The organism is Deinococcus wulumuqiensis R12 (assembly GCF_011067105.1).
Classification (GTDB): Bacteria; Deinococcota; Deinococci; order Deinococcales; family Deinococcaceae; genus Deinococcus; species Deinococcus wulumuqiensis.
This window is the reverse complement of sequence record NZ_CP049357.1, coordinates 868,373-888,185: the sequence shown is the minus strand read 5'-3', so window position 1 is coordinate 888,185 and position 19,813 is coordinate 868,373. Positions and strand designations below refer to the sequence as shown.

Annotated in this window: 32 protein-coding genes and 1 pseudogene; 12 read left to right on the top strand and 21 right to left on the bottom strand. The window is 63.9% G+C overall.

Going from position 1 to position 19,813, the window contains the following annotated elements:
• Window positions 1-53 precede the first annotated feature (53 nt).
• Together G6R31_RS04420 and G6R31_RS04415 are read left to right on the top strand one after the other, a co-directional pair.
• Window positions 54-581: a hypothetical protein gene (locus G6R31_RS04420; protein WP_017869087.1), complete on the top strand. Its 528-nt coding sequence runs from the start codon at window positions 54-56 to the stop codon at window positions 579-581.
• A 230-nt stretch (window positions 582-811) separates the two neighbouring features.
• Entirely contained in the window at window positions 812-2,044 is a 1,233-nt protein-coding gene (locus G6R31_RS04415) for a transposase (protein ID WP_164993962.1), read from the top strand.
• A 200-nt stretch (window positions 2,045-2,244) separates the two neighbouring features.
• Here the strand turns inward: G6R31_RS04415 and G6R31_RS04410 are convergent, their stop codons facing one another.
• From G6R31_RS04410 to G6R31_RS04395, 4 genes are all read right to left on the bottom strand, one after another.
• Window positions 2,245-3,381 carry an acyl-CoA dehydrogenase family protein gene (locus tag G6R31_RS04410; RefSeq protein ID WP_017871985.1) on the bottom strand — a complete coding sequence of 379 codons (1,137 nt, stop codon included), beginning with the start codon at window positions 3,379-3,381 and terminating at the stop codon, window positions 2,245-2,247.
• Between the two features lie 117 nt (window positions 3,382-3,498).
• Entirely contained in the window at window positions 3,499-5,061 is a 1,563-nt protein-coding gene (locus tag G6R31_RS04405; protein WP_017871986.1) for an acyl-CoA carboxylase subunit beta, read from the bottom strand.
• Between the two features lie 144 nt (window positions 5,062-5,205).
• Window positions 5,206-5,808, bottom strand: a complete 603-nt coding sequence (locus G6R31_RS04400) for a YsnF/AvaK domain-containing protein (RefSeq protein ID WP_017871987.1) — start codon at window positions 5,806-5,808, stop codon at window positions 5,206-5,208.
• Window positions 5,809-5,874: 66 nt separating this feature from the next.
• Window positions 5,875-6,699, bottom strand: coding sequence for a DUF2382 domain-containing protein (locus tag G6R31_RS04395; RefSeq protein WP_017871988.1), 825 nt, complete (start codon window positions 6,697-6,699; stop codon window positions 5,875-5,877).
• Window positions 6,700-6,960: 261 nt separating this feature from the next.
• Between G6R31_RS04395 and G6R31_RS04390 the strand changes: the two are divergent.
• Window positions 6,961-7,173: pseudogene (locus G6R31_RS04390) on the top strand (beta-eliminating lyase-related protein); the annotation flags it as partial.
• A 251-nt stretch (window positions 7,174-7,424) separates the two neighbouring features.
• Here G6R31_RS04390 and G6R31_RS04385 read toward each other — a convergent pair.
• The 4 genes from G6R31_RS04385 to G6R31_RS04370 are packed head-to-tail and all read right to left on the bottom strand — an operon-like array spanning window position 7,425 to window position 8,645.
• Window positions 7,425-7,739, bottom strand: coding sequence for a hypothetical protein (locus G6R31_RS04385; protein WP_017872060.1), 315 nt, complete (start codon window positions 7,737-7,739; stop codon window positions 7,425-7,427).
• A complete protein-coding gene (locus G6R31_RS04380) occupies window positions 7,736-8,104 on the bottom strand; it encodes a hypothetical protein (RefSeq protein ID WP_017872059.1) in 369 nt (122 codons plus the stop codon). The genes G6R31_RS04385 and G6R31_RS04380 overlap by 4 nt, the downstream gene beginning before the upstream one ends.
• Window positions 8,101-8,499, bottom strand: coding sequence for a GIY-YIG nuclease family protein (locus G6R31_RS04375; protein WP_017872058.1), 399 nt, complete (start codon window positions 8,497-8,499; stop codon window positions 8,101-8,103). The genes G6R31_RS04380 and G6R31_RS04375 overlap by 4 nt, the downstream gene beginning before the upstream one ends.
• Window positions 8,496-8,645, bottom strand: coding sequence for a hypothetical protein (locus G6R31_RS04370; RefSeq protein ID WP_161618076.1), 150 nt, complete (start codon window positions 8,643-8,645; stop codon window positions 8,496-8,498). Before G6R31_RS04370 ends, G6R31_RS04375 begins: the two co-directional genes overlap by 4 nt.
• A 256-nt stretch (window positions 8,646-8,901) precedes the next feature.
• Here G6R31_RS04370 and G6R31_RS04365 point away from each other — a divergent pair, with 256 nt between their 5' ends.
• The 9 genes from G6R31_RS04365 to G6R31_RS04325 are packed head-to-tail and all read left to right on the top strand — an operon-like array spanning window position 8,902 to window position 12,191.
• Window positions 8,902-9,111 (top strand): hypothetical protein, encoded by a 210-nt coding sequence (locus tag G6R31_RS04365; RefSeq protein WP_152423857.1) that lies wholly within the window; start codon window positions 8,902-8,904, stop codon window positions 9,109-9,111.
• The gene (locus G6R31_RS04360; RefSeq protein WP_164993961.1) at window positions 9,108-9,323 is read left to right on the top strand and encodes a hypothetical protein; all 216 of its coding nucleotides are present in this window, start codon (window positions 9,108-9,110) and stop codon (window positions 9,321-9,323) included. Before G6R31_RS04365 ends, G6R31_RS04360 begins: the two co-directional genes overlap by 4 nt.
• A 47-nt stretch (window positions 9,324-9,370) precedes the next feature.
• Window positions 9,371-9,724, top strand: coding sequence for a DUF4326 domain-containing protein (locus G6R31_RS04355; protein WP_017872061.1), 354 nt, complete (start codon window positions 9,371-9,373; stop codon window positions 9,722-9,724).
• Between the two features lie 58 nt (window positions 9,725-9,782).
• Complete coding sequence (locus tag G6R31_RS04350) at window positions 9,783-10,310, top strand: hypothetical protein (RefSeq protein WP_152423858.1); 528 nt, start codon at window positions 9,783-9,785, stop codon at window positions 10,308-10,310.
• Window positions 10,307-10,744 carry a hypothetical protein gene (locus G6R31_RS04345; RefSeq protein WP_017872063.1) on the top strand — a complete coding sequence of 146 codons (438 nt, stop codon included), beginning with the start codon at window positions 10,307-10,309 and terminating at the stop codon, window positions 10,742-10,744. Before G6R31_RS04350 ends, G6R31_RS04345 begins: the two co-directional genes overlap by 4 nt.
• Window positions 10,741-10,938: a hypothetical protein gene (locus tag G6R31_RS04340; RefSeq protein WP_040384832.1), complete on the top strand. Its 198-nt coding sequence runs from the start codon at window positions 10,741-10,743 to the stop codon at window positions 10,936-10,938. The genes G6R31_RS04345 and G6R31_RS04340 overlap by 4 nt, the downstream gene beginning before the upstream one ends.
• 58 nt (window positions 10,939-10,996) lie before the next feature.
• On the top strand, window positions 10,997-11,404 hold the full coding sequence (locus G6R31_RS04335; protein WP_017869962.1) for a hypothetical protein: 408 nt from the start codon (window positions 10,997-10,999) through the stop codon (window positions 11,402-11,404).
• Complete coding sequence (locus G6R31_RS04330) at window positions 11,401-11,841, top strand: hypothetical protein (RefSeq protein ID WP_017869963.1); 441 nt, start codon at window positions 11,401-11,403, stop codon at window positions 11,839-11,841. Before G6R31_RS04335 ends, G6R31_RS04330 begins: the two co-directional genes overlap by 4 nt.
• Window positions 11,838-12,191, top strand: coding sequence for a hypothetical protein (locus G6R31_RS04325; protein WP_017869964.1), 354 nt, complete (start codon window positions 11,838-11,840; stop codon window positions 12,189-12,191). The genes G6R31_RS04330 and G6R31_RS04325 overlap by 4 nt, the downstream gene beginning before the upstream one ends.
• 59 nt (window positions 12,192-12,250) lie before the next feature.
• Here the strand turns inward: G6R31_RS04325 and G6R31_RS04320 are convergent, their stop codons facing one another.
• The 13 genes from G6R31_RS04320 to G6R31_RS04260 all read right to left on the bottom strand — a co-directional run bounded on the left by G6R31_RS04320 (window position 12,251) and on the right by G6R31_RS04260 (window position 19,804).
• Entirely contained in the window at window positions 12,251-12,469 is a 219-nt protein-coding gene (locus G6R31_RS04320) for a MarR family transcriptional regulator (protein ID WP_017869965.1), read from the bottom strand.
• A gap of 81 nt (window positions 12,470-12,550) precedes the next feature.
• Window positions 12,551-12,748 (bottom strand): hypothetical protein, encoded by a 198-nt coding sequence (locus G6R31_RS04315; RefSeq protein ID WP_017869966.1) that lies wholly within the window; start codon window positions 12,746-12,748, stop codon window positions 12,551-12,553.
• A gap of 46 nt (window positions 12,749-12,794) precedes the next feature.
• Window positions 12,795-13,091: a hypothetical protein gene (locus tag G6R31_RS04310; RefSeq protein ID WP_017869967.1), complete on the bottom strand. Its 297-nt coding sequence runs from the start codon at window positions 13,089-13,091 to the stop codon at window positions 12,795-12,797.
• A gap of 214 nt (window positions 13,092-13,305) precedes the next feature.
• Window positions 13,306-13,929, bottom strand: coding sequence for a hypothetical protein (locus G6R31_RS04305; protein ID WP_152423545.1), 624 nt, complete (start codon window positions 13,927-13,929; stop codon window positions 13,306-13,308).
• Window positions 13,926-14,753, bottom strand: a complete 828-nt coding sequence (locus G6R31_RS04300; protein ID WP_017869969.1) for a M15 family metallopeptidase — start codon at window positions 14,751-14,753, stop codon at window positions 13,926-13,928. The genes G6R31_RS04305 and G6R31_RS04300 overlap by 4 nt, the downstream gene beginning before the upstream one ends.
• Window positions 14,750-15,052, bottom strand: coding sequence for a hypothetical protein (locus G6R31_RS04295; protein ID WP_017869970.1), 303 nt, complete (start codon window positions 15,050-15,052; stop codon window positions 14,750-14,752). The genes G6R31_RS04300 and G6R31_RS04295 overlap by 4 nt, the downstream gene beginning before the upstream one ends.
• Window positions 15,049-15,372 carry a hypothetical protein gene (locus G6R31_RS04290; RefSeq protein ID WP_017869971.1) on the bottom strand — a complete coding sequence of 108 codons (324 nt, stop codon included), beginning with the start codon at window positions 15,370-15,372 and terminating at the stop codon, window positions 15,049-15,051. Before G6R31_RS04290 ends, G6R31_RS04295 begins: the two co-directional genes overlap by 4 nt.
• Window positions 15,362-15,580, bottom strand: a complete 219-nt coding sequence (locus G6R31_RS04285; protein WP_017869972.1) for a hypothetical protein — start codon at window positions 15,578-15,580, stop codon at window positions 15,362-15,364. Before G6R31_RS04285 ends, G6R31_RS04290 begins: the two co-directional genes overlap by 11 nt.
• A gap of 17 nt (window positions 15,581-15,597) precedes the next feature.
• Window positions 15,598-15,933 (bottom strand): hypothetical protein, encoded by a 336-nt coding sequence (locus G6R31_RS04280; RefSeq protein ID WP_017869973.1) that lies wholly within the window; start codon window positions 15,931-15,933, stop codon window positions 15,598-15,600.
• 7 nt (window positions 15,934-15,940) lie between these two features.
• A complete protein-coding gene (locus G6R31_RS04275; RefSeq protein ID WP_017869974.1) occupies window positions 15,941-16,465 on the bottom strand; it encodes a CAP domain-containing protein in 525 nt (174 codons plus the stop codon).
• A gap of 138 nt (window positions 16,466-16,603) precedes the next feature.
• Window positions 16,604-17,302: an acetyltransferase gene (locus G6R31_RS04270; RefSeq protein ID WP_017869975.1), complete on the bottom strand. Its 699-nt coding sequence runs from the start codon at window positions 17,300-17,302 to the stop codon at window positions 16,604-16,606.
• Window positions 17,303-17,331: 29 nt separating this feature from the next.
• On the bottom strand, window positions 17,332-17,478 hold the full coding sequence (locus G6R31_RS04265) for a hypothetical protein (RefSeq protein ID WP_017869976.1): 147 nt from the start codon (window positions 17,476-17,478) through the stop codon (window positions 17,332-17,334).
• A 61-nt stretch (window positions 17,479-17,539) separates the two neighbouring features.
• On the bottom strand, window positions 17,540-19,804 hold the full coding sequence (locus tag G6R31_RS04260; protein WP_017869977.1) for a hypothetical protein: 2,265 nt from the start codon (window positions 19,802-19,804) through the stop codon (window positions 17,540-17,542).
• Window positions 19,805-19,813: the final 9 nt, after the last annotated feature.

Genomic DNA, 19,813 nt, shown 5'->3' with positions numbered 1-19,813 from the left:
TCCTGACCCCGCCCATCAGAAACGGCTCACCTGACGCTGCTAGCGTGCCCCCCATGACGTTTCGCCGCTCCATTCTGCTGACCACTCCTTTGCTGCTGGCCTCCGGCGCCCTGGCCCAGACCGTCCAGACCAAACTGACCCCCTTCAGCGACGCCCGGCTGCCCTTTTCCATCAGTGCGCCGACGACCTGGTACGGCATCGACCTCGGAGACGGGGCCGTGGGCCTGAGCATGGTGTCGGCCAAGACCAAGCCCGCGACCATGATCCGGCTGCTGTTTGCCGAGAAAGACAGCGGCGAGAAGGTCAACCTGACGACCGAAGCCGACAACTACGAAACCGACCTGAAGGCCAGCAACCTGACCGTCAAGCGCCTGAGCAGCAAGGAAGCGACCTACGGCGGCGTCAAGGGCCTGGAGCGCGAGTACCAGCTCACGGGCGGCAACACCGATGTCCGGCTGCGCGTGTGGTTCGGTGACAATGCCAAAAACCTCTTTTCCTTCCAGCTCACCGACACCGCGCCGCGCTACGCTGCCGCCAGTGACCTGTTCAGCAAAATGCTGGCGACAGTGAAGTTCAGGTAATACGGATTCCGATTGAATCTGAAACTACCAGATTCAATCCGACTTGCAAAGCTGCGCAGCAGAGCGGATGCGAGTAGGAAAAAATACGGATTCTGCGATATGGATGCACAGGCGGCGCTTTCCCGACTGTGCAGGAATTAAGCGGAATCCGTATAACTCAATGGTTCGTGCAGTTTTGAGGTCGCAAAGAAAGACCCATCGAAAATGGGGCTGTGAATACACCGCTTCCAATGGGTCTGATGGCCATCCTACAGCACGTTCTCAGCGCGGTCCCGCTGCGTAAGACGCAGCGGAAGTTCTTGACCGTGCTGCTCAGCGTTTTTCTCGCTGTTCCTGGACGGCTGAACGCCCTGAATCTCTCCCGATATGCCGCCTGCTCGGAGAGTAGGATTCGTCGTTGGCTACACCGCAGTGACGCCGGGGCCATTCCCTGGGGCCCGTTACACCGAGCGACGGTCAGCACGGCCATCGAGAGTGGGCTGATCAGCCCACTCTGCGTGCTGGCCATTGACGCCTCTTTTCACCGCAAAACCGGTCAGCAGACTGCCCACCTCGGCTCGTTCTGGAATGGCTGTGCTGCACGAACCGAACGTGGGATCGAGCAATCCTGCTGTGCCCTGATTGATGTCCAGCACCGACAGGCGTTCACGGTTGATGTTCGTCAGACCCGAACCGGATCTGATGCCCCGAGCCGTCTGGCACAGGCCGCCGACCAGCTGGATGACGTGTTGCTTGATCTCCGGACTATCCAACAGCTCGAACTGGCTGCTGTCGTTGCTGACGGGAATTACGCGAAGGAACTGATTGTGGAGACCGTGACGGAGCACGGTCTCCCATTCATCTCCAGATTTCCTCACAACGCCAACCTCAAGTATCTCTATACCGGTGAGCATTCCAGACGGCGTGGACGAAAGAAGAAGTTCGATGGCAAGGTGGACTTCAGCGGCCTGCGGCATTTCAACCTGGTCTCTGAGACGTCAAACGAACGGGTGTGGACGCAAGTGGTCTGGAGTGTGCAGTGGGCGCGGGAAGTACGCGCAGTCGTCATTCAGCAGATCGGCAAAAAGGGTCAGGCCATCGGCTACGCGGTGCTGTTCAGCACCGCTGTGACCATGCCCGCTCATGAGGTCATTGCGCTGTACCGGAGTCGCTTTGAGATCGAACTGATCTTCCGGGATGCCAAGCAATTCCTGGGAAGCCAGGATGTGCAATTGCGGTCACAGCCAGGCATTGAGGCGCATTGGAACGTGGTCTTGCTGACCCTGAACCTCTGTCGCCTTGAGGCCCTGCGAGCAGCAGAGGGCGGACAGAATCTGGTGTTCAGTCTCGAAGACATGAAACGCAGGGCGTATAACGCCCTGCTGGCCCAAGTGATTTTGTCCAAGTTGGATCTCTCGGCCCGCTTTGAAGAATTAGAACATCTGCCGTCCAGTCCGCTAAATTTCGGCCTCAAAGCCGCCTAAAACTGCACGAACCATTGATAACTGGAAGTCTGACCGTCAAACCGTCGAACGGTCTCGCCGCTGGGGGATGCCTTCGCGTCATCCCTTCCAATACGAAGAAACCGTCTCACCGATTTGGCCTGGGCCACGGTGAGACGGTTTAAACGGTTTAACGGTTCGACCTTCAGACGGTCAGCCCCAGACTTGCTTCAGCCCCAACGTCACTTCAGCAGGTTGCGGCTGATGACCACGCGCTGAATCTCGTTGGTGCCTTCGTAGATCATGTTGAGCTTCACGTCGCGCAGCAGTTTTTCCACCGGGTACTCGCCGACGTAGCCGTAGCCGCCGTGTACCTGAATCGCTTCGTTGGCGGCGTTGAAGGCCATTTCCGAGCAGTACGCCTTGGCGATGGCGCTCTCGAAGCCGTGGGGCAGGCCCTGGTCCACCAGCCACGCGGCTTTCTGGGCCATCAGGCGCCCGGTCTCGATGCCCATCGCCATTTCGGCCAGCTTGAACTGAATGGCCTGGAACTGGGCGATAGGGGTGCCGAACGCTTCGCGCTCCTTGGCGTACTTGATACTTTCTTCCATCGCGCGGCGGGCCAGCCCCACCGAGCCGGAAGCGACGGGAATGCGGGTCTTGTCGAGCGTCTTCATGGCAATCTTGAAGCCGTCGCCCAGGCCGCCGAGCTGGTTTTCCTTGGGCACGCGGACATTCTCGAAGACCAGTTCGCTGGTCAGGCTGGCCCGCTGGCCCATCTTGTGCTTGATCTTGTTCCAGGTAAAGCCAGGGGCGTCTTTCGGCACGACCAGCGCGACGGTGGCGCGGTGCCCGCCCTGCTTGTCGGTGGTGGCGAACACGACGGTGATTTCGGCCACGCCGCCGTTGGAAATCCACATCTTGGTGCCGTTGATGACCCACTCGTCACCGTCGAGGTAAGCGGTGGTGTGCATCCCGGCGGCGTCGGAGCCGTTGTTGGGTTCGGACAGCGCGAAGGCGGCCAGGCCCGCTTTCTCGGTCAGCGGCCCCAGGAAACGCTTTTGCTGTTCCTCGGTGCCGCCGACCAGAATCGGGGTGATGCCGAGTTCGGACGCCATCAGGATGGTGTAGACGCCCATGCAGCCGTAACCGATCTCCTCGGCAATCAGGGTTTCGTCGAGCATGCCCAGACCCAGGCCGCCCGCGTGCTCGGGAATGGAGGCGTTGAGCAGGCCCACTTCGAAGGCCTTTTCCACGACCTGCCAGGGCAGTTCTTCCTTCTGGTCGTACTCGGCGGCAATCGGAATGATTTCCTTGCGGGTAAAGTCGCGGGCGAGCTGTTGCAGTTGGCGCTGTTCGTCGGTCAGGGTGAAATCCATGTCGTCTCCTTGAAGGCCACAGGGGTGGCTGAAATGTTTTGACTCGGTTCAAGTTTACCAGACACCTTCTCCCCTGCCCACGCCCGAAGGCTGGAACTCAGGAAGAAGGCGGAAGCCTCAGAGCGGAATGTTCCCGTGCTTCTTGAAGGGCCGCGTTTCTTCCTTGTCGCGCAGCATCTCGAAGGTCTTGATGAGGCGCTCGCGGGTCTCCTCCATCGGAATCACGTCGTCGATATACCCCTTGGCCGCCGCGACGTAGGGGTTGTCGAAGGCTTCCTTGTACTCGGCAATCTTCTCGGCGCGGGTGGCCGCCGGGTTTTCCGAGTCCTTGATGTCCTTGCGGTAGACGATGTTGGCCGCACCCTCCGCACCCATCACGGCGACGGTGGCGGTCGGCCAGGCGTAGACCACGTCGGCCCCCATGTCGCGGCTGTTCATGGCGAGGTACGCGCCGCCGTAGCTCTTGCGGGTAATCAGGGTGACCTTGGGAACGGTGGCCTCGGCGTAGGCATACAGCATCTTGGCGCCGTGCCGGATGATGCCGCCGTACTCCTGCTGCACACCGGGCAGGAAGCCCGACACGTCCACCAGCGTCAGAATCGGCACGTTGTAGCAGTCGCAGGTGCGAATAAAGCGGGCGGCCTTGTCGGAAGCGTCGATGTTGAGCGACCCCGACAGCGCCTTGGGGTTGTTGGCGACGATGCCCACGCTTTGACCATTCAGACAGGCAAACCCCACGATGATGTTCTTGGCCCAGTCCGGCTGGATTTCCAGAAACGTGCCGTCGTCCACCAGTTCCCGCACCACGTCCTGCATGGCGTAGGGCCGGCGCTGGTCAGGCGTCACGATGTCGAGCAGTTTCTCGTTGCGGCGGCTGACCGGGTCGTTGGTCGGCTTGACCGGAGCCTTTTCGCGGGCGTTTTGCGGCAGGTAGCCGAGCAGGTCCTTGATGCCGTCGATGACCGCCTCGTCGCCCTCATAGGCGAGATGCGCCACACCCGACTTGCGCGTATGCACGTCCGCGCCGCCGAGGGTGTCGAAGGTGACTTCCTCGCGGGTCACGGACTTGATGACCTCGGGGCCGGTGATGAACATGTAGCTGCTGCCCCGGCTCATCAGGATGAAATCGGTCAGGGCCGGGCTGTAGACCGCGCCGCCCGCACAGGGGCCGAGGATGGCGCTGATTTGCGGCACGCTGCCGGAGTAGATGGCGTTGCGGTAAAAGATTTCGCCGTACCCGCTTAAGGAATCCACCCCTTCCTGAATCCGCGCCCCCGCCGAATCGTTCAGGCCGATGACCGGGCAGCCCGTCTTGGCGGCGAGGTCCATGATTTTGGTGACCTTGCTGGCGTTCATCTTGCCCAGGCTTCCGCCGAGCACCGTGAAGTCCTGACTGAACACGAAGACCTGCCGCCCGCCGATGGTGCCTGAGCCGGTCACCACGCCTTCGCCGGGGGCCTCGATGCCGTCCATCAAGCGGTTGCGCCCGTGCTCGACGAAGGTGGACGACTCCAGAAAGCTGCCGGGGTCGAGCAGGCGCTCGATGCGCTCACGTGCGGTGAGCTTGCCGCCCTCACGCTGCTTTTGCTGGCGCTCGGCGCCGCCGCCCGCTTCGACCCTGGCGCGGCGCTGCTCCATCGCAGCGATCAGTTCCTGCAACTCGATGCCGGGTTGTGTCATGGCCGCATGTTATCCAACCCGGCCCAGCACACGTCGGGTCGGGCGTCTCCGGCACAGGAACGCGGCGACCCGCGAGCCGGAACAAGGCACAAAAAAGCGGGTGGAAAGCCCCCACCGGGAGAGCTTTCCACCCACCTGACCTGCTCAGCGCCGGGTGTCGTCGGTGCCGGGCAGGTCATCCACGAACCGCGCCAGGCCCTGCTCGTCGAGCACTTCGAGTTCTTCGTGCCGCAGCATGACGGTTTCCTGGTGGGTGGTGCTCTGCGCCTGCTTGCGGATGAGCACTTCGCTGATCGGGTAGACCTGCTTGACGACCTGCACCCGCTCCTCGGTCAGGGGAATCTCGTACGACTGGCCGACTTGCAGCGGCTTGCCGTCGATCAGAATCTGGCTGACGCCCTGGCCCATGGCGCCGCCTTCGGTGACCGAGCCTGCGGCCGCGTGAGCCGCCGCGCCCTGTGCAACTGGCGTCACCACGATTTCCAGCACTTCGGTGCTCAGGGTGACCGGAACCATCTCCTGCCGTTCGCGCAGCACCTTGCGCACCTGCACCTGACCGATGCCCTCGCGCAGCACCTGAACCTGCGCCCGCTCCTCCAGCAGTTGCAGGCGGCCCACTTCGCTCTCCGTACCCAGGCGGGTGCCTTCCGCGTTCAGGGCGCCCAGTGAGGTTTCAGCCTGCCGAGTTTCAGCCGTTTCAGTGTTGCCGTGCAGCACGCGCATTTCGTCGTTGTCTCTTCCGGTCATGTCGCATTCTCCTGTCGGTGAATAGAAAAAAAGGCGGGGTTCCCCCCGCCCAGGCTCAGGCCTGAATCAGATGTTGCGCTTGGTGGTGTCGTCGGTCAGGGCGGTGCCTTCGGTGGTGCGCACGTCGCCGGTCTGGTTGACGTCGAGCACTTCGCGGCCCACGGTCTCGGTGACCTGCTGGGTTTCGGTGACGGCACGCTTGCCGACGCTGACTTCTTCGGTCACGTAGGCCTGCTTGCTGATGTTGGCACGCTCGGCTTCGAGGTCCACGCTCATGGTCTGGTGGCCTTCGCCCAGCACGGCGCCTTCGACGGCGCGGCCATCGGTGACGGCGTGACGCTCGATGACGACTTCTTCACGCTGCAGGGGCACCGAGACGGTTTCCTGGCGGGTTTCGATGCGCTTGCCGATCTGGACGCTGCCCGCCTTGAAGCGGTCCTTGTTCACGACCAGACGCTCTTCGAGCAGCTGGAGGCGGTCAGGGGTCTGGTAGGCGCGCTGGTGGTACTCGGCTTCGCTCTGGTTGCCGCGCAGCACGCGCTCGTCGGTGTCCATCATTTCGGCGCTGTAGGCCTGGTCGGCGCGGTACTCGCTCATGCCGCCGACCTGGTCCTTGGTCAGGCTGTCGAAGTACACGCCGCTGTCGTCCACGCGGCCGTAGCCCACGGGCACGAGGACTTCCTTGCTGCTGAACCAGCCGCCGACGTCCACGAGGAAGTAGCGGATGCGGCCGGTTTCGGGTTCGACCAGGGCGTCACGCACGGTGCCGATCTTGTCGCCGTTCACGCCGTAGGCGGTGGCGCCGACGGGGTTGTACACGGAGCTGTCGTTGAGGTTGTACTGGGCGTCGTTGTTGAGTTCGGACAGACGGATCAGGCTGGCTTGCGTCATGGTATTTCCTCCGGGAAATGGGGTGCCCCGCTGTGAGGCGGGAAGGACTGTTGGGACCGGGTTTTTCGTTCCCGACGTGAAGCAGTCTGGCCTGTCGAGCAGAGGTTTGTTTGAGGACAAAATAAACCTTATCCCAGCCTGACCTTAACTGGACCGTTAGAGAGGTCACGGTTGTTGGCAACGGCGAGAGAAGTGTGCTAATCGAATTTGCTGGTTTCTGGCTCTGCCGCCCGTCGGGGGCCGCCCGCTATCGTGTGCGCCATGACTCCCTCGCCGCTGATCGCCGACCTGCGCTCCGACACCGTGACCCGGCCCACCCCCGCCATGCGCGAGGCGATGGCGACCGCCGAGGTGGGCGACGACGTGTACGGCGAGGACCCCAACGTCAACGCGCTGCAACACGAACTCGCGCACCTGACCGGCTTCGAGGCGGGGCTGTTCATGCCGTCGGGCAGCATGACCAATCAAGTGGCTGCAACTTGTACGCCACACCTCTCTCCCGCCGCCCCAGACGCCAAAAACCTTTTTCCGCCCCCCATAAAGAAGCTAGGCTAAAGCCGGGGGGCGGATAAAGAAAACGCCGTGCTGCACGCTCTCAAACTTGACAGCCCCCCAACAAAAACGAGCCGCCCAGGTACGCTGCCGGAGGGCAAGCGGGGCGACTCTTGCGGTCAATTTATCACCGACTGTCAGCTTCTGACGCGGGGGCTGTGGCGGGGGCGGGGTTAGGGTCGGGCGTCTAGTGCCTTGAGCATGGCCCGGCACCGTTGCTCTGGGGTGGCGGCGATGAGGCGCATCAGGAAAATGCCGCCATTCCCGACTTCGTTGTACAGGGCGGTCAGGTAGGCCCCGTCCAGCCCCAGCTCAATCAGGCGCTTCTCTACTTGGTGGCAGGCGTCCAGGGACTCGGTGAACAGGGGGCAACGGGTCCGGCCCGGGGCGCTTTCAGGCGTCTCGGCGTAGAGTTCGCCGTACTTGTTCGTGTGGACACTGCCCCACCCCATGATGTGTGTGGCAATCGTTACGTCAATGTCGCTCATCCTTCCTCCTCCCCGCTCAGCGCCGCCACCATCGCGCAGGCCAGGGCATGAGCGGGTGATGGGGTAATGCCGAGGTGACAGTATTCCGCGCCGCCCGCGCCATTCCAGACGGTAGCGACAACTTTCCCAGCCTTGCCCTCAAGCTCCCACTCCCACTCTCTCGCGTCGCATTCCTCGCGCAGGCTCAGCTCCAGATACGACGCCCCGGCATGGGTCACGATGTCGCCCGTCTCATCCAGATAGACCCGCTGCCAGCAGCCCCACAACTTGACGCGGGCCATCGCCTCAGCGGGGAGGTATTGCACACGCTCCGGCAAGCGCTCAGCAAGGGCCGCCAGGAGTTCGGGGAGTTTGGTGGGGGTCATGCGTCACCGCCTTGCGGGTCGTAGAAGCCGCGCTCAGGATGCCACCAGCGGAAGGCGGGAACTTCACGGGGCAGGTTGCCAGTGCCTCCCGGTTGCCCGCCGTCAAAGGTGTTGAGCAGTGGATGGCCCTCGGAGCGTAAGCGGGTAATCCAATACCGTTCGCGCACATGCCAATCAACATCGGCTTCTTCCAAAATCACAAATTCAGGAGCAAGCCCAGCCGCCTGAAGCTGCTCAAACCAAGCCTTCTTACGCCCCATAATGCTGCCGTCCTTTGCGTGCTTATAGGTCATGTCCTTTAGATGTTGAAAGTATCGTGACCGGAGATTCTTGGTCTTGCCAACGTAGTAGATTTTCTCGTCTCTTGGGTCAAGCAGCGCGTAAATGCAGGTCATCCTTTTTGCTCCCCCTTCTCTTGCACGCGGGCTTTCATTCTTTCCAATCCTTCCATGACCCACGCCTCAAGCTGAGCATTGCGGCTAGGAGCAACGCCGCCCATCTGTCCGTAAAACCTGAGCATCACGGCGTCAATCTCGTCCATCACGTCGTGGTCTAGGCGGAGGCTGGCGAGCTTCTTAGTGCTGGGCATATCTGACAGAACGTATCACCTCCCCCTTAGTGTAGCACGTTTGACACAGGTGCTACACCTTGATACACTTAGGGCAGCAATCAAGCCCAGCCGCCTAGTTGCGGTGTGCCGGGCAAAGGGAGGAAGGATGCAAGAGGTACTGAGTGTTACTTGTCGGTTTGCTGCACCCGAACGGGGCGCAAAAACTGTGGAGGAATTGGCCGCCATCGTGCAAAGCCCTCTCTATCAGGGGAGTGGCTCGTACAACGGGAATATTTACAACCCCGGTATCGGTGGCAGCACCAATAACGCCTGGGTCGGGAATGACACCGTTCGCTACACCATCTGGCTGGGTCGGCGCACCTTCACTGCCGAGTTCACCCGTGCTGGCTGGGAGCGGTTTTTCTCCCTGATTGCCCCGCTTGGTGCCCGCGCATGACCCAGCCCGCCCGCCCCCACTACACCGCCACTTACCCCGGCTATGCGCCTGTCACCAGCAAGCGCAAAGGCCAGGGCGCCCGCCTGATTGCCGAGCAGCACTTCGGCGCCCGCCCCAGGCTGCACGACATGACGACCCAGGACGGGTTGACCATCGAGTACGTGTTCGCCTGCGGTGACGCCCGCCTGACCGTGCGCGAGACCGCCGCCTAGTTGAGCATCTGCCCCGGCGTTTGGCTGGGGCATTGGAGGAATGAGAGATGACAGGTCAAGTGATCGTTCACAACGTGCGTCATCCGGTGCCCGAGGGCTTCACGCCCGTTTATGTGGGCAGACGCAGCAGCTACCGCCCCCAGTACGGCGAGAACTTCAGTGAGCTGGGCAACCCCTACACCATGCCGAGATACACCCGAGAGGACGCCATCAGCGCCTATGACGGCTGGCTGCGGCTGCGCCTACAAACGGCGCTGAGCAATCGCGTCGCAGAGATGGTGGACGAGTTGATCAGCAGGGTCCAGACGGGCGAAAACATCGCGCTCTGCTGCTGGTGCGCCCCGCTGCCCTGCCACGCCGACACCATCAAGGCCACGCTGGAAGCCCTGCAAGACGCCTAACCCCCACCCCGCCCCAGCGCGTGCTGGGGCCGGGGGCAAGAGCAAGGAGGAGAGAAGGATGATGAGTGATATGGACTACGCGAAGTTCCTGCGGGGCAAAATCAAGGCCGAGTTTGACTGCCCGGTGCTGGTGTTTGGCAGCTCAGACCCCGATGACGTGGTGAGCGTGGGGGGGCTGCGCTTTAACGAGTATTCCTGCGGGATGCTGATTCGCAACGACCAGGGCCGCGCTGTTGCGGCAGTCGAGGGCATGGATGAGCACGAGCGGCTGGCCTACATACAAGGCACGCCCACCGAGCAGGTGGTGCTGGCCTTCGTGAACCCCCTCGACGCCATGACCTTTCTGACAGACCACGTCTTGCAGGCCGTCGCGCTGGTGGCAGAGCATCAGGACGCACAAACCCAGGAGGAAGCCGAGGAGATGATGCAGCAACTCGGCGCTCGCGCCCGCGCTGATCTGTTGGCCCTGCGCCGCGCGGCCCGTGCCTACCTGCGCGACCCGAGCGAACACAAGCGCGGCAAGTTGGAAGCCCTGCTCGCCCCCGCCAGCGCCCAGGCCGAGCAGCCTACGGAGGCCCAGCCATGACCACCCCCGACCTGACCCCCAACATGCCCACGCCCGAGTGGGTGCGCGGGCTGCTCGAAGGCATCACGCCCGGCGAGTGGCAGTCCGGCCATGAATCCGTCTGGGCGCTTGGTTCTGACGGCTCAAACCGGATGTATGTGCTCATTCAGCCCGGATTTAGCGAGGGCAAACGGACGCCTGACAGTGAGCTGGACCGCAACGCCGCGCTCATGGCCGCCGCCCCAGCCCTCGCCCTCGCCTACCTCGCTCAGGCTGCGGCCCTGGCCGAGCGGGAGGCGGAGTGCGAGCGGCTGCGGAAGGCTCTCACGGGTGCATCTACGGCGCTCAGGCTGACTGAGCCTGAGCATGGAGTCCCCGAATACCAAGCCGCTCAGCAACATGCCCTGCGCTTCATTCACGACGCCCTCACCCCCACCCAGGAGGCCCAGAAGTGAAATGGCTCTCTCTTGCCCTGCTACTGCTCACGGGCTGCACCAACCCCAACCTATCAAAACTGCAAGGCCGCACCCTCTGGACGGCTGAGGGCTGCGCCTACTTCGTGAAAAGTGGTGGCCCGAATTACAACTCCGCCATGATTTACCGCGCCCCCGATTCCGATAAGGCAACATGCCAGGAGGCCCCCCAATGACCCTCCCCACCACCCCCACCACCCCCGAGCAGGCCCGCGCCGAGCAGGAGGTGCGCGAATGAGCCGCATACCCCCTATCAAGCCGGGGCTGGTGCTGTGGGACACCGCCACCGAGCAGTTCGGAATGGTCATTAAGCGCTACTACCACCTCCAGCACCAGCAAGAGGTCGTAGAAATCCTGTGGCAGAGCGGGGAGGAGTCCGGCATGTTCCTTTCTTGGTTCAAGGATGACGGCTGTGAAATTGACTTCGCGGGTCGCCTGAAACTGGAAAGCACCAGCCGCTTTGCCAACGGCAAAAACTACCGCTGGCTGGCCGTGTACAACAACGGCTTTCAGGCCGTCACCCTCTCGGTCCTGCAATCCATCCGGCATGACCACGAGCTAGCCACCGCCCCCGCTGCTGAGAAGCATCTGGCGGCATGGAAGGCAAAGTTTGCCCACAAAGTGCCACAGGTGGAGCCGTGACCCCGCTCCCCACCCGCCTTGCCGACCTGTTCGCCCTTTCCTGGCCCGGCCTGCTCGTCTATCAGGACCACCGGGGAGAGGTGGAGCGCGTCGAACTCACCGCCGGGGGAGAGGTCCTTGACACCTACACCCCCGCCGAACTCACCGCAGGCCACACCCTCGGCCTGTATGAGCAACTGCACGCCCAGGCCACCCGCAACGGCCTGCGCGTCACGCTGGACTCGGACCCGGAGCGGCACCGGGACCATCGGCACACGGTGACGCTGAGCCGGGGCCGCACCAAACGGCCAGGAGAGGGGCCGGACCCCCTGACGGCGTTTACCCGGGCGGCGATGAGCTGGCAGGAGGCCCACCGCCAGCGCCCGAGCCTGAGAGAGCGCCTGCGCTGGGCATGGCAGGATGCGAGACAGGACCGGAGAGAGAGGAGGGCAGTGTGACCCGGAGAGAGGGCGAATCCCGCCGAGAGAGCATCTACTACACCGAGCGGTGGATGGGCGAGAACGTGGACCGGGCGCTGGAAATGCAGGGGTGCAAGACCGACCAGCAGAAAAGCGCCATGCGGGGCCGATGGCTCGCCGCTGCCGCCGCCGGGGTCATCGAGGCCGGACGCCTGCGCGACACGCCACCCGAACACGCCGACGGATTGCTCCTCCTCTCCCCTCCCGAGGACGTGCGGCAAGAGGAGCTGAACTGGGGGCCTGCTGTCAGCAAAGCGCCGTCAGTGGCAGTGACAGAAGAGGTGCCATCCCCGCCGAGAGAGGCAAGGCACAAGCCGAGCGTGTGGTGAGTGCAACAAAAAAGCCCCCCGTCCGGCACAGGCCAGAGCGGGGGGCTTTTGGTGTTGACTCAGCTCAGCGTCAGGCGCCGCTCCTTGCCAGTGCGCGTGACAATCCACCCGGCAGCCTCGGCAGCGGTCAGGGTGCGCTGTATGCGACGGGGACTCTCGCCCAGCTCGGTGGACAGCGTATTGACGGTTAGGGCGTCAGGCGATTGCAGCACGAGGCGCAGCACCAGGGCAGTGAGTTCGGGAATATCGCGGTCGGTCAGGCGGGGGTGGCGTGGCATACTTGGATTCTCCTGCTGCTCTCCGGTGGGAGTGGATTGAAAAGCCCCCGGCCTCGTCTCATGGCCGGGGGGCTTGCTTGATTAGAGGTATTCCGGCTTTGCCGTTGCCTGGTCGGGCAGGCCATCAAGCTCATGGTTTACGGCTAGTACAATGTCCGTCTTATTTTCGGTGCCGGGGTGCTGAGCGTACAGCTTGGCGGCAGCGTCCTTTTGGTCCTTCGCCTCAACGTCGCCCAGTTCGTAGCCGCTGAATTTGTCGATGAGTAGGTACTTCTGCATGTTTTTCTCCTGCCCGGATTGTGGCTCCGGGCGAGCCTGATGGGGCTTACAGTTTGGCGACGGCGGCGAGGGCGGGGTCGGGCCACTCAAAGCTGCTGATGCCATATTTCGCCGCTTCGGCGCGTGCCTGCTTGACCAGCTCGCCGTACATCGTCATGGCTTCTTCCCGGGTGGGCTTGGCGTTCACGATGGGGGTGCTGATCTCCTTTTGCCAGTCCGACAGGCCGTCGAACTGGTAACCATCGGCCTTGAGTTGATCTTTGATTTGGTAGCCGCCGCTGATGCTGACGGTGGCACTCAGGCTGCCGTTTTTGGCCTTGGTGTCGTGGGTGCTGATCATCATCTCGTACTCTCCTAGGCTCAGGCCCGTGCGCTTTCTGCGTCTTCCGGGGTCTCTCCCTTGCCTGAAATAAGGATACTTCCTCCCCTGTATTCTGTCAACAGTTGTCGGAATAGGAACAGAGAGATGCCCCCCGCTCTGGCCTCACGGCTGGGGCGGGGGCATCTTGTCGGCAGCGCCGAAATGGTCAGCGCCACGTCGGGGGGAGCGGGTGCGCCTAGAAGTCCTCGCCGTCATGCTGCGTTTCGTATACGTCGCGCTCACTGGCCGGGCGCAGCGGGCGGGGGTCGGCCAGCACGACAGGCTCAGCCGGGTCCGCCTTCCAGGGCGAGGGCGACTGCACCACCGGGGCGCGGGCCGTTGCCAGGGCTGCGAGCAGTTCGGGCAACAGGTCCGGGGGCAGCGTGGCAGGCGCGGCCACACCCGAGGCCCGCAGCGCCGCGTTCCGCCGCTCGGCCTGTTGGTTCCAGTAGCCCACCAATCCCGTCGTCGCCGCGCCGAGCAACAGGCCCGCCAGGACACCCGCCCAGGGGCCGTCCTGAATGCCGATGACCGGGGCCACCGCTGCCAGCATCACGCCGCCGAGCACGCCGCCGATGGCCGTAGACAGCGCCATGACCGCCACGCCGCCGAGCAGAGGCGGCACTTCGTCGGCAGGCAGAGGCGGCAGCCCCGCCATGCGCCGCTGCTCATCCACACGGCGCCGCCGCCTGCGCTGGTAGGAGCGCCCCACGTCCCGGACCACCTGAGTCAAGCCGAGGTCAAGGCCCACCATCAGGACCAGAAACAGAAACCCGGCGGGGCCGAGCGCGGAAACGAATCCCAGAAACAGTTCCATCATTTCACCAGTCCTTTCTTGGTGGCGCGTTCATCATCGAACAGGACCACCCGCGCCAGTCCGTCCGGCCCAAGCAGCACCCGCCCCTGCGCGTCCGTCGCCACGCTCGCCCAGCGGTAGGCGTCCTCCTGCACAAGCTGCCCCTTCGGATACGGCACCCGGCAGCGCCCGTACAGGTAGTGGGTGCCGGGCACGGCGTCGGGGGGCGGGGCAGGTGTGGGGCGCTGTTTTGGCGGTGCACCCGCCGCCATCGCGTCCCGCCATTCCGGTTGCCGCACGCCGGGCAGCGGGTCGGTCCACTGGAAGTGCATCCCGTCGCTCCTGCCCCAGCGCCCGCCCCATTCCCAGCCGCATTCCTCGAAGCACTTCACCACGTCCCGGTCAATCTGCATCTGGTTGTGGGGAATGCCGTACCCGTTCCAGCGGGCGTCAAAGTCAATCGCCGCGCCGTAGGCGTGCAGACTCACGGGGTTGCTGTAGTTCCAGAGCATGTGACGGTAGGTGGTGGCTCCGTCATAGGTGCGCAGCCGTCCCGTCAGCCCGCGCCTGTGAAGCTCTGCCCACGTTGCCACGAACACGGGGGCCACCGAGCGGTGAAACGTCACGCCACTGATTTTCGTGCCCGGCACCGCGTAGTCGGGGAAGCCGGGCAACTCCGAGAGGGGAATCTTGACCATGTTGCGGCGGAAGGCGGCGGAAGGCTCGAAGCGACCCTTGCCCGTGCGGGTGCAACCTTGCGTGGGGTCGCCGTAGGCCGCGACAAGCTGCCCCTTGGTGGCCCCGCTAGGACGCGCGGCAATGGCGGCGGCAAAGTCGAAGTTGCTCATTCCGTCCTCCCCGCCCGCCGCGCCAGGATGTAGAGCGACAGGCTCAGCGCAGTCACGCTGGACTGAAAGCGCAAGTCTGAGCCGAGGGCTACGGTCGTCCCGTCCTGGACCGCTTTGATGGCCGGGTGCGGGAAAAACCAGTTCAGCGTGTAATAGGTGATCACGAACAGCCCCGGCAGCCAGCGGATGATGTGGCCCCACTTCGGAAACACCAGCGGCGCGTGCTGGTACGCCAGCCACGCCGAGGCGCCGAGGCTGTAGGCGTAGACAGTCCAGACGAAGAGCGAAAACCAGCTCATGTCAACCTCCCCCGTGCCAGTCGGACAAGCACGAACCGCAGCACCCACAACCACGCGGCGAACAGCCCGGTTTTGAGCGTCGAAACCTGTGGGATGTCCTGCACGCGGTTCCGTAGCACGCTCATGACGCCCGGGACGTCCACTGCCGTGAGCAGCAGGTACAGCACGGTCAGCGCGAGCAGCACCGCGCTCCACCCGCCGACGGTGCCGGGGCATTGGCGACGGCGCAGGCCGTAAGCGGCCCAGGCGACGGCGGCGATACCGCTCCAGACGGCGGCCTGAACGATGACGCTCAGCAAGTCGGATGTATCAGGCGTCATGATTCTCGCCTCCCTGCGAACTGTCGCGCGGTGGGTTGGGGTGCCGCTCCTTTTTGCGCGTGCTCAACGCCGTAATCAGCGCCCCGAGCAGCGAGGAAAGGACGGTCAACAGTTCCTTGTTGAGATCGCCGGTCAGGACGTACCGCGCCATCAGCGCGAGGAACGCCAGGCCGACGATCACGGTCAAAACGCTCAGCGCGTCTAACATATGTGCACCTCACGGAGTCACCTCCTAATCGGGACGGGATAGGGTTTGCCGGACTTCGCGAGCCAGAGCACGGTGCGCCAGTGGGGTTGAGCTGCCCACGCCACGACAGGCCGGGACGCGCTCAGGGTTTCCGTAGGCCCGGTGGCCTTGCTGCCCGGGCCGCCGTAGTTGCCGAGCCGCACCTGCGCCGTGCCATTCGGCGGGCATCCGGGCACGAGCCGCACGACGAGGGTGCCAAAGCTGCTCAGGCGCGACAGCGGGGCGTAGGTGGCCTCCACCCGGCACAGGGCGGGCGCGGGCGCGGCGCTCACACCGAGGGAGAGCAGCAGCGCCAGAGAAAGTAGTGTTCGCATACGCACCTCACTGCTGCCCGAAAATCACGACCCACCCCGCCGCGCTGCGCCCGACACCGACATGGGAGAGGTCCGGGAAGTAGGCGCCACGACAGAAATCGGGGGCCTGTTCCGCATGGGCAAACGCCTGAGCCGCCGTGTCCCCGGTCAGGTAGGCGTGTGAGAAGGCGTAGCCGATGCCCGCACGCTGAGCGCGTCTGGTCGCATTCAGCGGCGGAAAATCCGGCGTGTCTCCGAAGTATCCCCGCGCTGCCATGTCGTCGGCATGGTCCTGAGCCGCCCGTGCAAGTCCCGCATCCCAGAGCAGGACCGACATCCGGGTGTTGCCGTAGTAGGCGTTGCAGTTGCTTCCGCTGGCCCGTCTGCCGTTGATGAGCCGCGCCAGTTCCTCAGCGGGCTGAGCCGCCGGGGGCGCAGGCGTCGGCACCGGGGCCGGGGCCGGGAGAGGGGCAGGTACGGGCGCCGGGGCAGGCTGGGGGGCGGGAGAGCAGGCGGCGAGGGCAAGGGCGAGTAGGAGCAGAAGTCGTTTCATGGAAGCCTCCGTCAAAAAAGCCTGCCCCGCGTGGTGAGGGGCAGGGCAGAAGAAAGCCCCCGCGTGGGCAGGGGCCGGGGCTGGTGATTTTGTCGTTGTGGGGGGCCGATACTGCGCCCGATTCTGTGTGGGGTCAGGTCAGAGGTGCCAGCCTTCAGGCCGCTTCTTGATAGGCTTGGCCGGTGCGCCGACTGCCGTGCAGTTGGCGGGCAGAGCCTTGGTGACCACTGCCCCCGAGCCGATGATGCTCCAGGCACCGATCTCTATGCCCTGATTGACCGTCGCGTTGGTTCCCAAGTCGGTGCCTTCCCCGATGGTTACGTTGCCGCTGATGACAGCAGCGGGTGCAATGGTCACGTAATCGTGAAGCACGTCGTCATGGGCCACCGTTGCCATGATGTTGATCAGCACATGACACCCAATTTTGTAGTCAGTCGTGGTGGTCACGTTGGCGCAGATGACCGTGCCTTCACCAATCTCGACCTCGTCACCAATCACGGCGGTTGGGTGAATCAGAGTGGCGAAGCGCGTATGCCCCAGCGCCTTGATTTTCTCCACGACCTTTCGGCGCGTGGGCGGGGCGCCGATGCCGACCACCACATAGGTGTTCGGGTGATCTCTGAGCCAGTCGAGGTCGCCCAAGACCGAAAGGCCATGCACCTGCGTACCGTGCGTCACTGCGTTACCGTCGAGCCAGCCGACCATGTCCCAAGGCTCCGCCCCCCCAGCGCTGCGGTTGATGTCCCGCACGAGCTGATGCAGCTCGCGGCCCAGCCCGCCGGGGCCGACGATGACGAGGGGTAGACGAAGGGCATTGCTGTCGTACTCTGGTGTCATAGCCACATAGTAGTCACAAGCGGTGCTCATCAGCCCCGCCGCACTTCCACCACCGCCGTCACCGTGATGACGCTGAACACGTTCCGGGGCACGGTGATGCTGATGAGCGCCGCGTCCCCCTGTCGCCATGCCGCCACAGGTCCGCCGTTGTCGCCATTCCGTGCCCGCAGGCTCACGGCCCGCCATTTGCGGCCTCCGGTACTGTGCGGGGTCAGGTGGTGCGGCCTTGTTCAGCCTTCAGCGCCTCAGCACCCGCACCAGCACGTTAATAGCGAGTGTTGTTTGCCCAGTCGGAATCTCCGTGTGCACGGCGTGTCCATACATCCGGGCGGGGTAGGCACGTCCATAGCCGCCCGCATCCCCCACGCCGACGCTCTGGAACAGCACAGTGTATTCGCCCACCTTGAGGTTGTCCACCCAGAAACGCACCTGCGGGTTGGTCCCCGCTGTGACCGCTGGCGCTCCGGTCAGGCGGTACGTCCAGGCGTCCGCCTCCTCTAGCAGCAATTCCGCCTTCATCGGGTTCATCTCCCTGCTGTCAGCGGTTACCAGTTTCCGCTCCCCGGACTCATCCATCGTGAGTTTGAAGGCTACGGCGGGCGCACGGCTCGGCACCGTCAGCGTTTTGCCGCGCCGATAGCCTGTCACCTCGTTTCCTGCGGCATTTGCCGCCTTGCCGCTCAGACCCGGTACATTGGTGTCCAGCGTGGTCCGAATCCGGCTGTTGCGAATCGCGCCCGTGGTGAGGTTTTCGACGTGAACCGCGCCATACCCGCTCGGCGGTACAACATTCTCTGTCGTCAGGCCGTCCACCAGCGTGTCCGGGTTGAACAGGGACACCCAGCCGCTCTCTGCGCTGTTGTCCGTCGCGGTGCTTTTTACCGTGACGTTGAGGATTTTCTTTCCCTTCTTGCCCTCGCCGTCGTAAATCGCCCGCTGCGCATCTGTCACGATGATGACGCCGTTCAGGACCGCGTCCGCACCGTGAAAATTGACCTCGAACGATTCCGCCCCCGCCCCCTTGTACCGGCCATTCATTTCAAGGAATACACCGGGGCCGAAATAACTGCCCACGCTCGCCCCGTCCACGTTCAGGCCGTAGGCGTCGTTGTGGTGGATGTGCGCTGATTCCACCTGCGTGTTCTCGCTGTACTGATGCACCATCAGGCCCGCGCCCCGGTTGTAGCGAAACTCCGGCTTGTTGATGATCTGGACGCGCTTGTTCATGAGCGGGGTATCGTTTGCCCCGCCGTGCGCCTCCCCCTCCAGGTCAATGCCTGCAAACGGCGCAGTCCCACGCCGCTGACCGTCCGGCCCCCGCGTCTGACCCGTGAGTTCATAGATGCCGCCGTCAATCGTCAGGCCGTCTACCCCGACTGCGCTGAGTCCCTGCCGGAAATTGCCGCTGCTGACGCACCTGTACAGGTAGGTATCAACGCAGTTGCCCACCGTCAGGATGCCGTCCATCAGGCAGCGCCGGGCCTCCACCTCCAGATAACTCCCCACGCACCCCAGTTCCACACGCCAGCCGTCCAGCCAGAGCAGCGCCCAGCCGGGGTCGCTGTAGCGTTTGGGACTGCTGGTGTCCGGCCCCCAGACGCCCGTTACCGGGTCGTTGTGGTAGCGCTCATGGAATTGCTGTGCGTCCCGCACGTCCAGGCGTCCGTCATAGACAGGCCAGCCCTCGATGCGGTAGTGATGACAGCTATAGAACGCCCAGCCGCCGTAATAGGTGGTGTTCGGCAGGTCGAGGGCCGCTTCTACGGTGACGCCCGCCATTTTCATCGTGAACCTGTTTTTTCCCCGGATGTGCAGCGGGTTGTATTTGTCACCCTTGCCTGCGTACCCGGCGAGGCCATGCACGTATTTCCCCGGCGTCCAGTGCAGCACGCCGTCCTCGGGGACTGCGGCCAGCGCAGGAATGTAGCCGCTTACATCGTCGCCGGGTTTCAGCCCGTACCATTTCGTGTAGACGTTTTTCCCATCCCATTCCCGCTCGGCCATACGGCCCCCGGCGAGTGCGAACGTGATGCCCTGGTCCGCCTTTTCGCCCGATGCAGCCGGGCGCACGCGCAGGCTGCCGTGCTCGTCCCAGATGCGGGTGGCGGGCGCGGGGGGGTTCGCGGTTCCTGCGGTGAGTTGAGCGCGGGTGTAGGTGAGGGCGGTGGGCGTCAGGCTCGGCGTGCCATACAGGTCCCAGCCGCCTGTCGCGCCGTTGTACCAGACGAGTTGTACGGCGCCCTCAGCCGTCAGCACAGACCCGACCAAAACGCCGCCCGCCGCGTCCCGCTCCTGCTGAGTCGGGAGACGTGGGGCGGTGGGGGTCGTGCTGATAAACCGCTTGTCCACGGGGCCGAGTTTCAGCGCCTCAGCGCGAGCCTGCTCCATTTTGGCGGCGGCGTCAGAGACCGCCTGCGCGGTCTGCCGATTGTTTTTGTCCTGCTCGGCACGAACCACGCCATGCAGGGTGTCGAGCGCCTCGGCTGCCTCGACGGGGAGCAAATGTCTTTG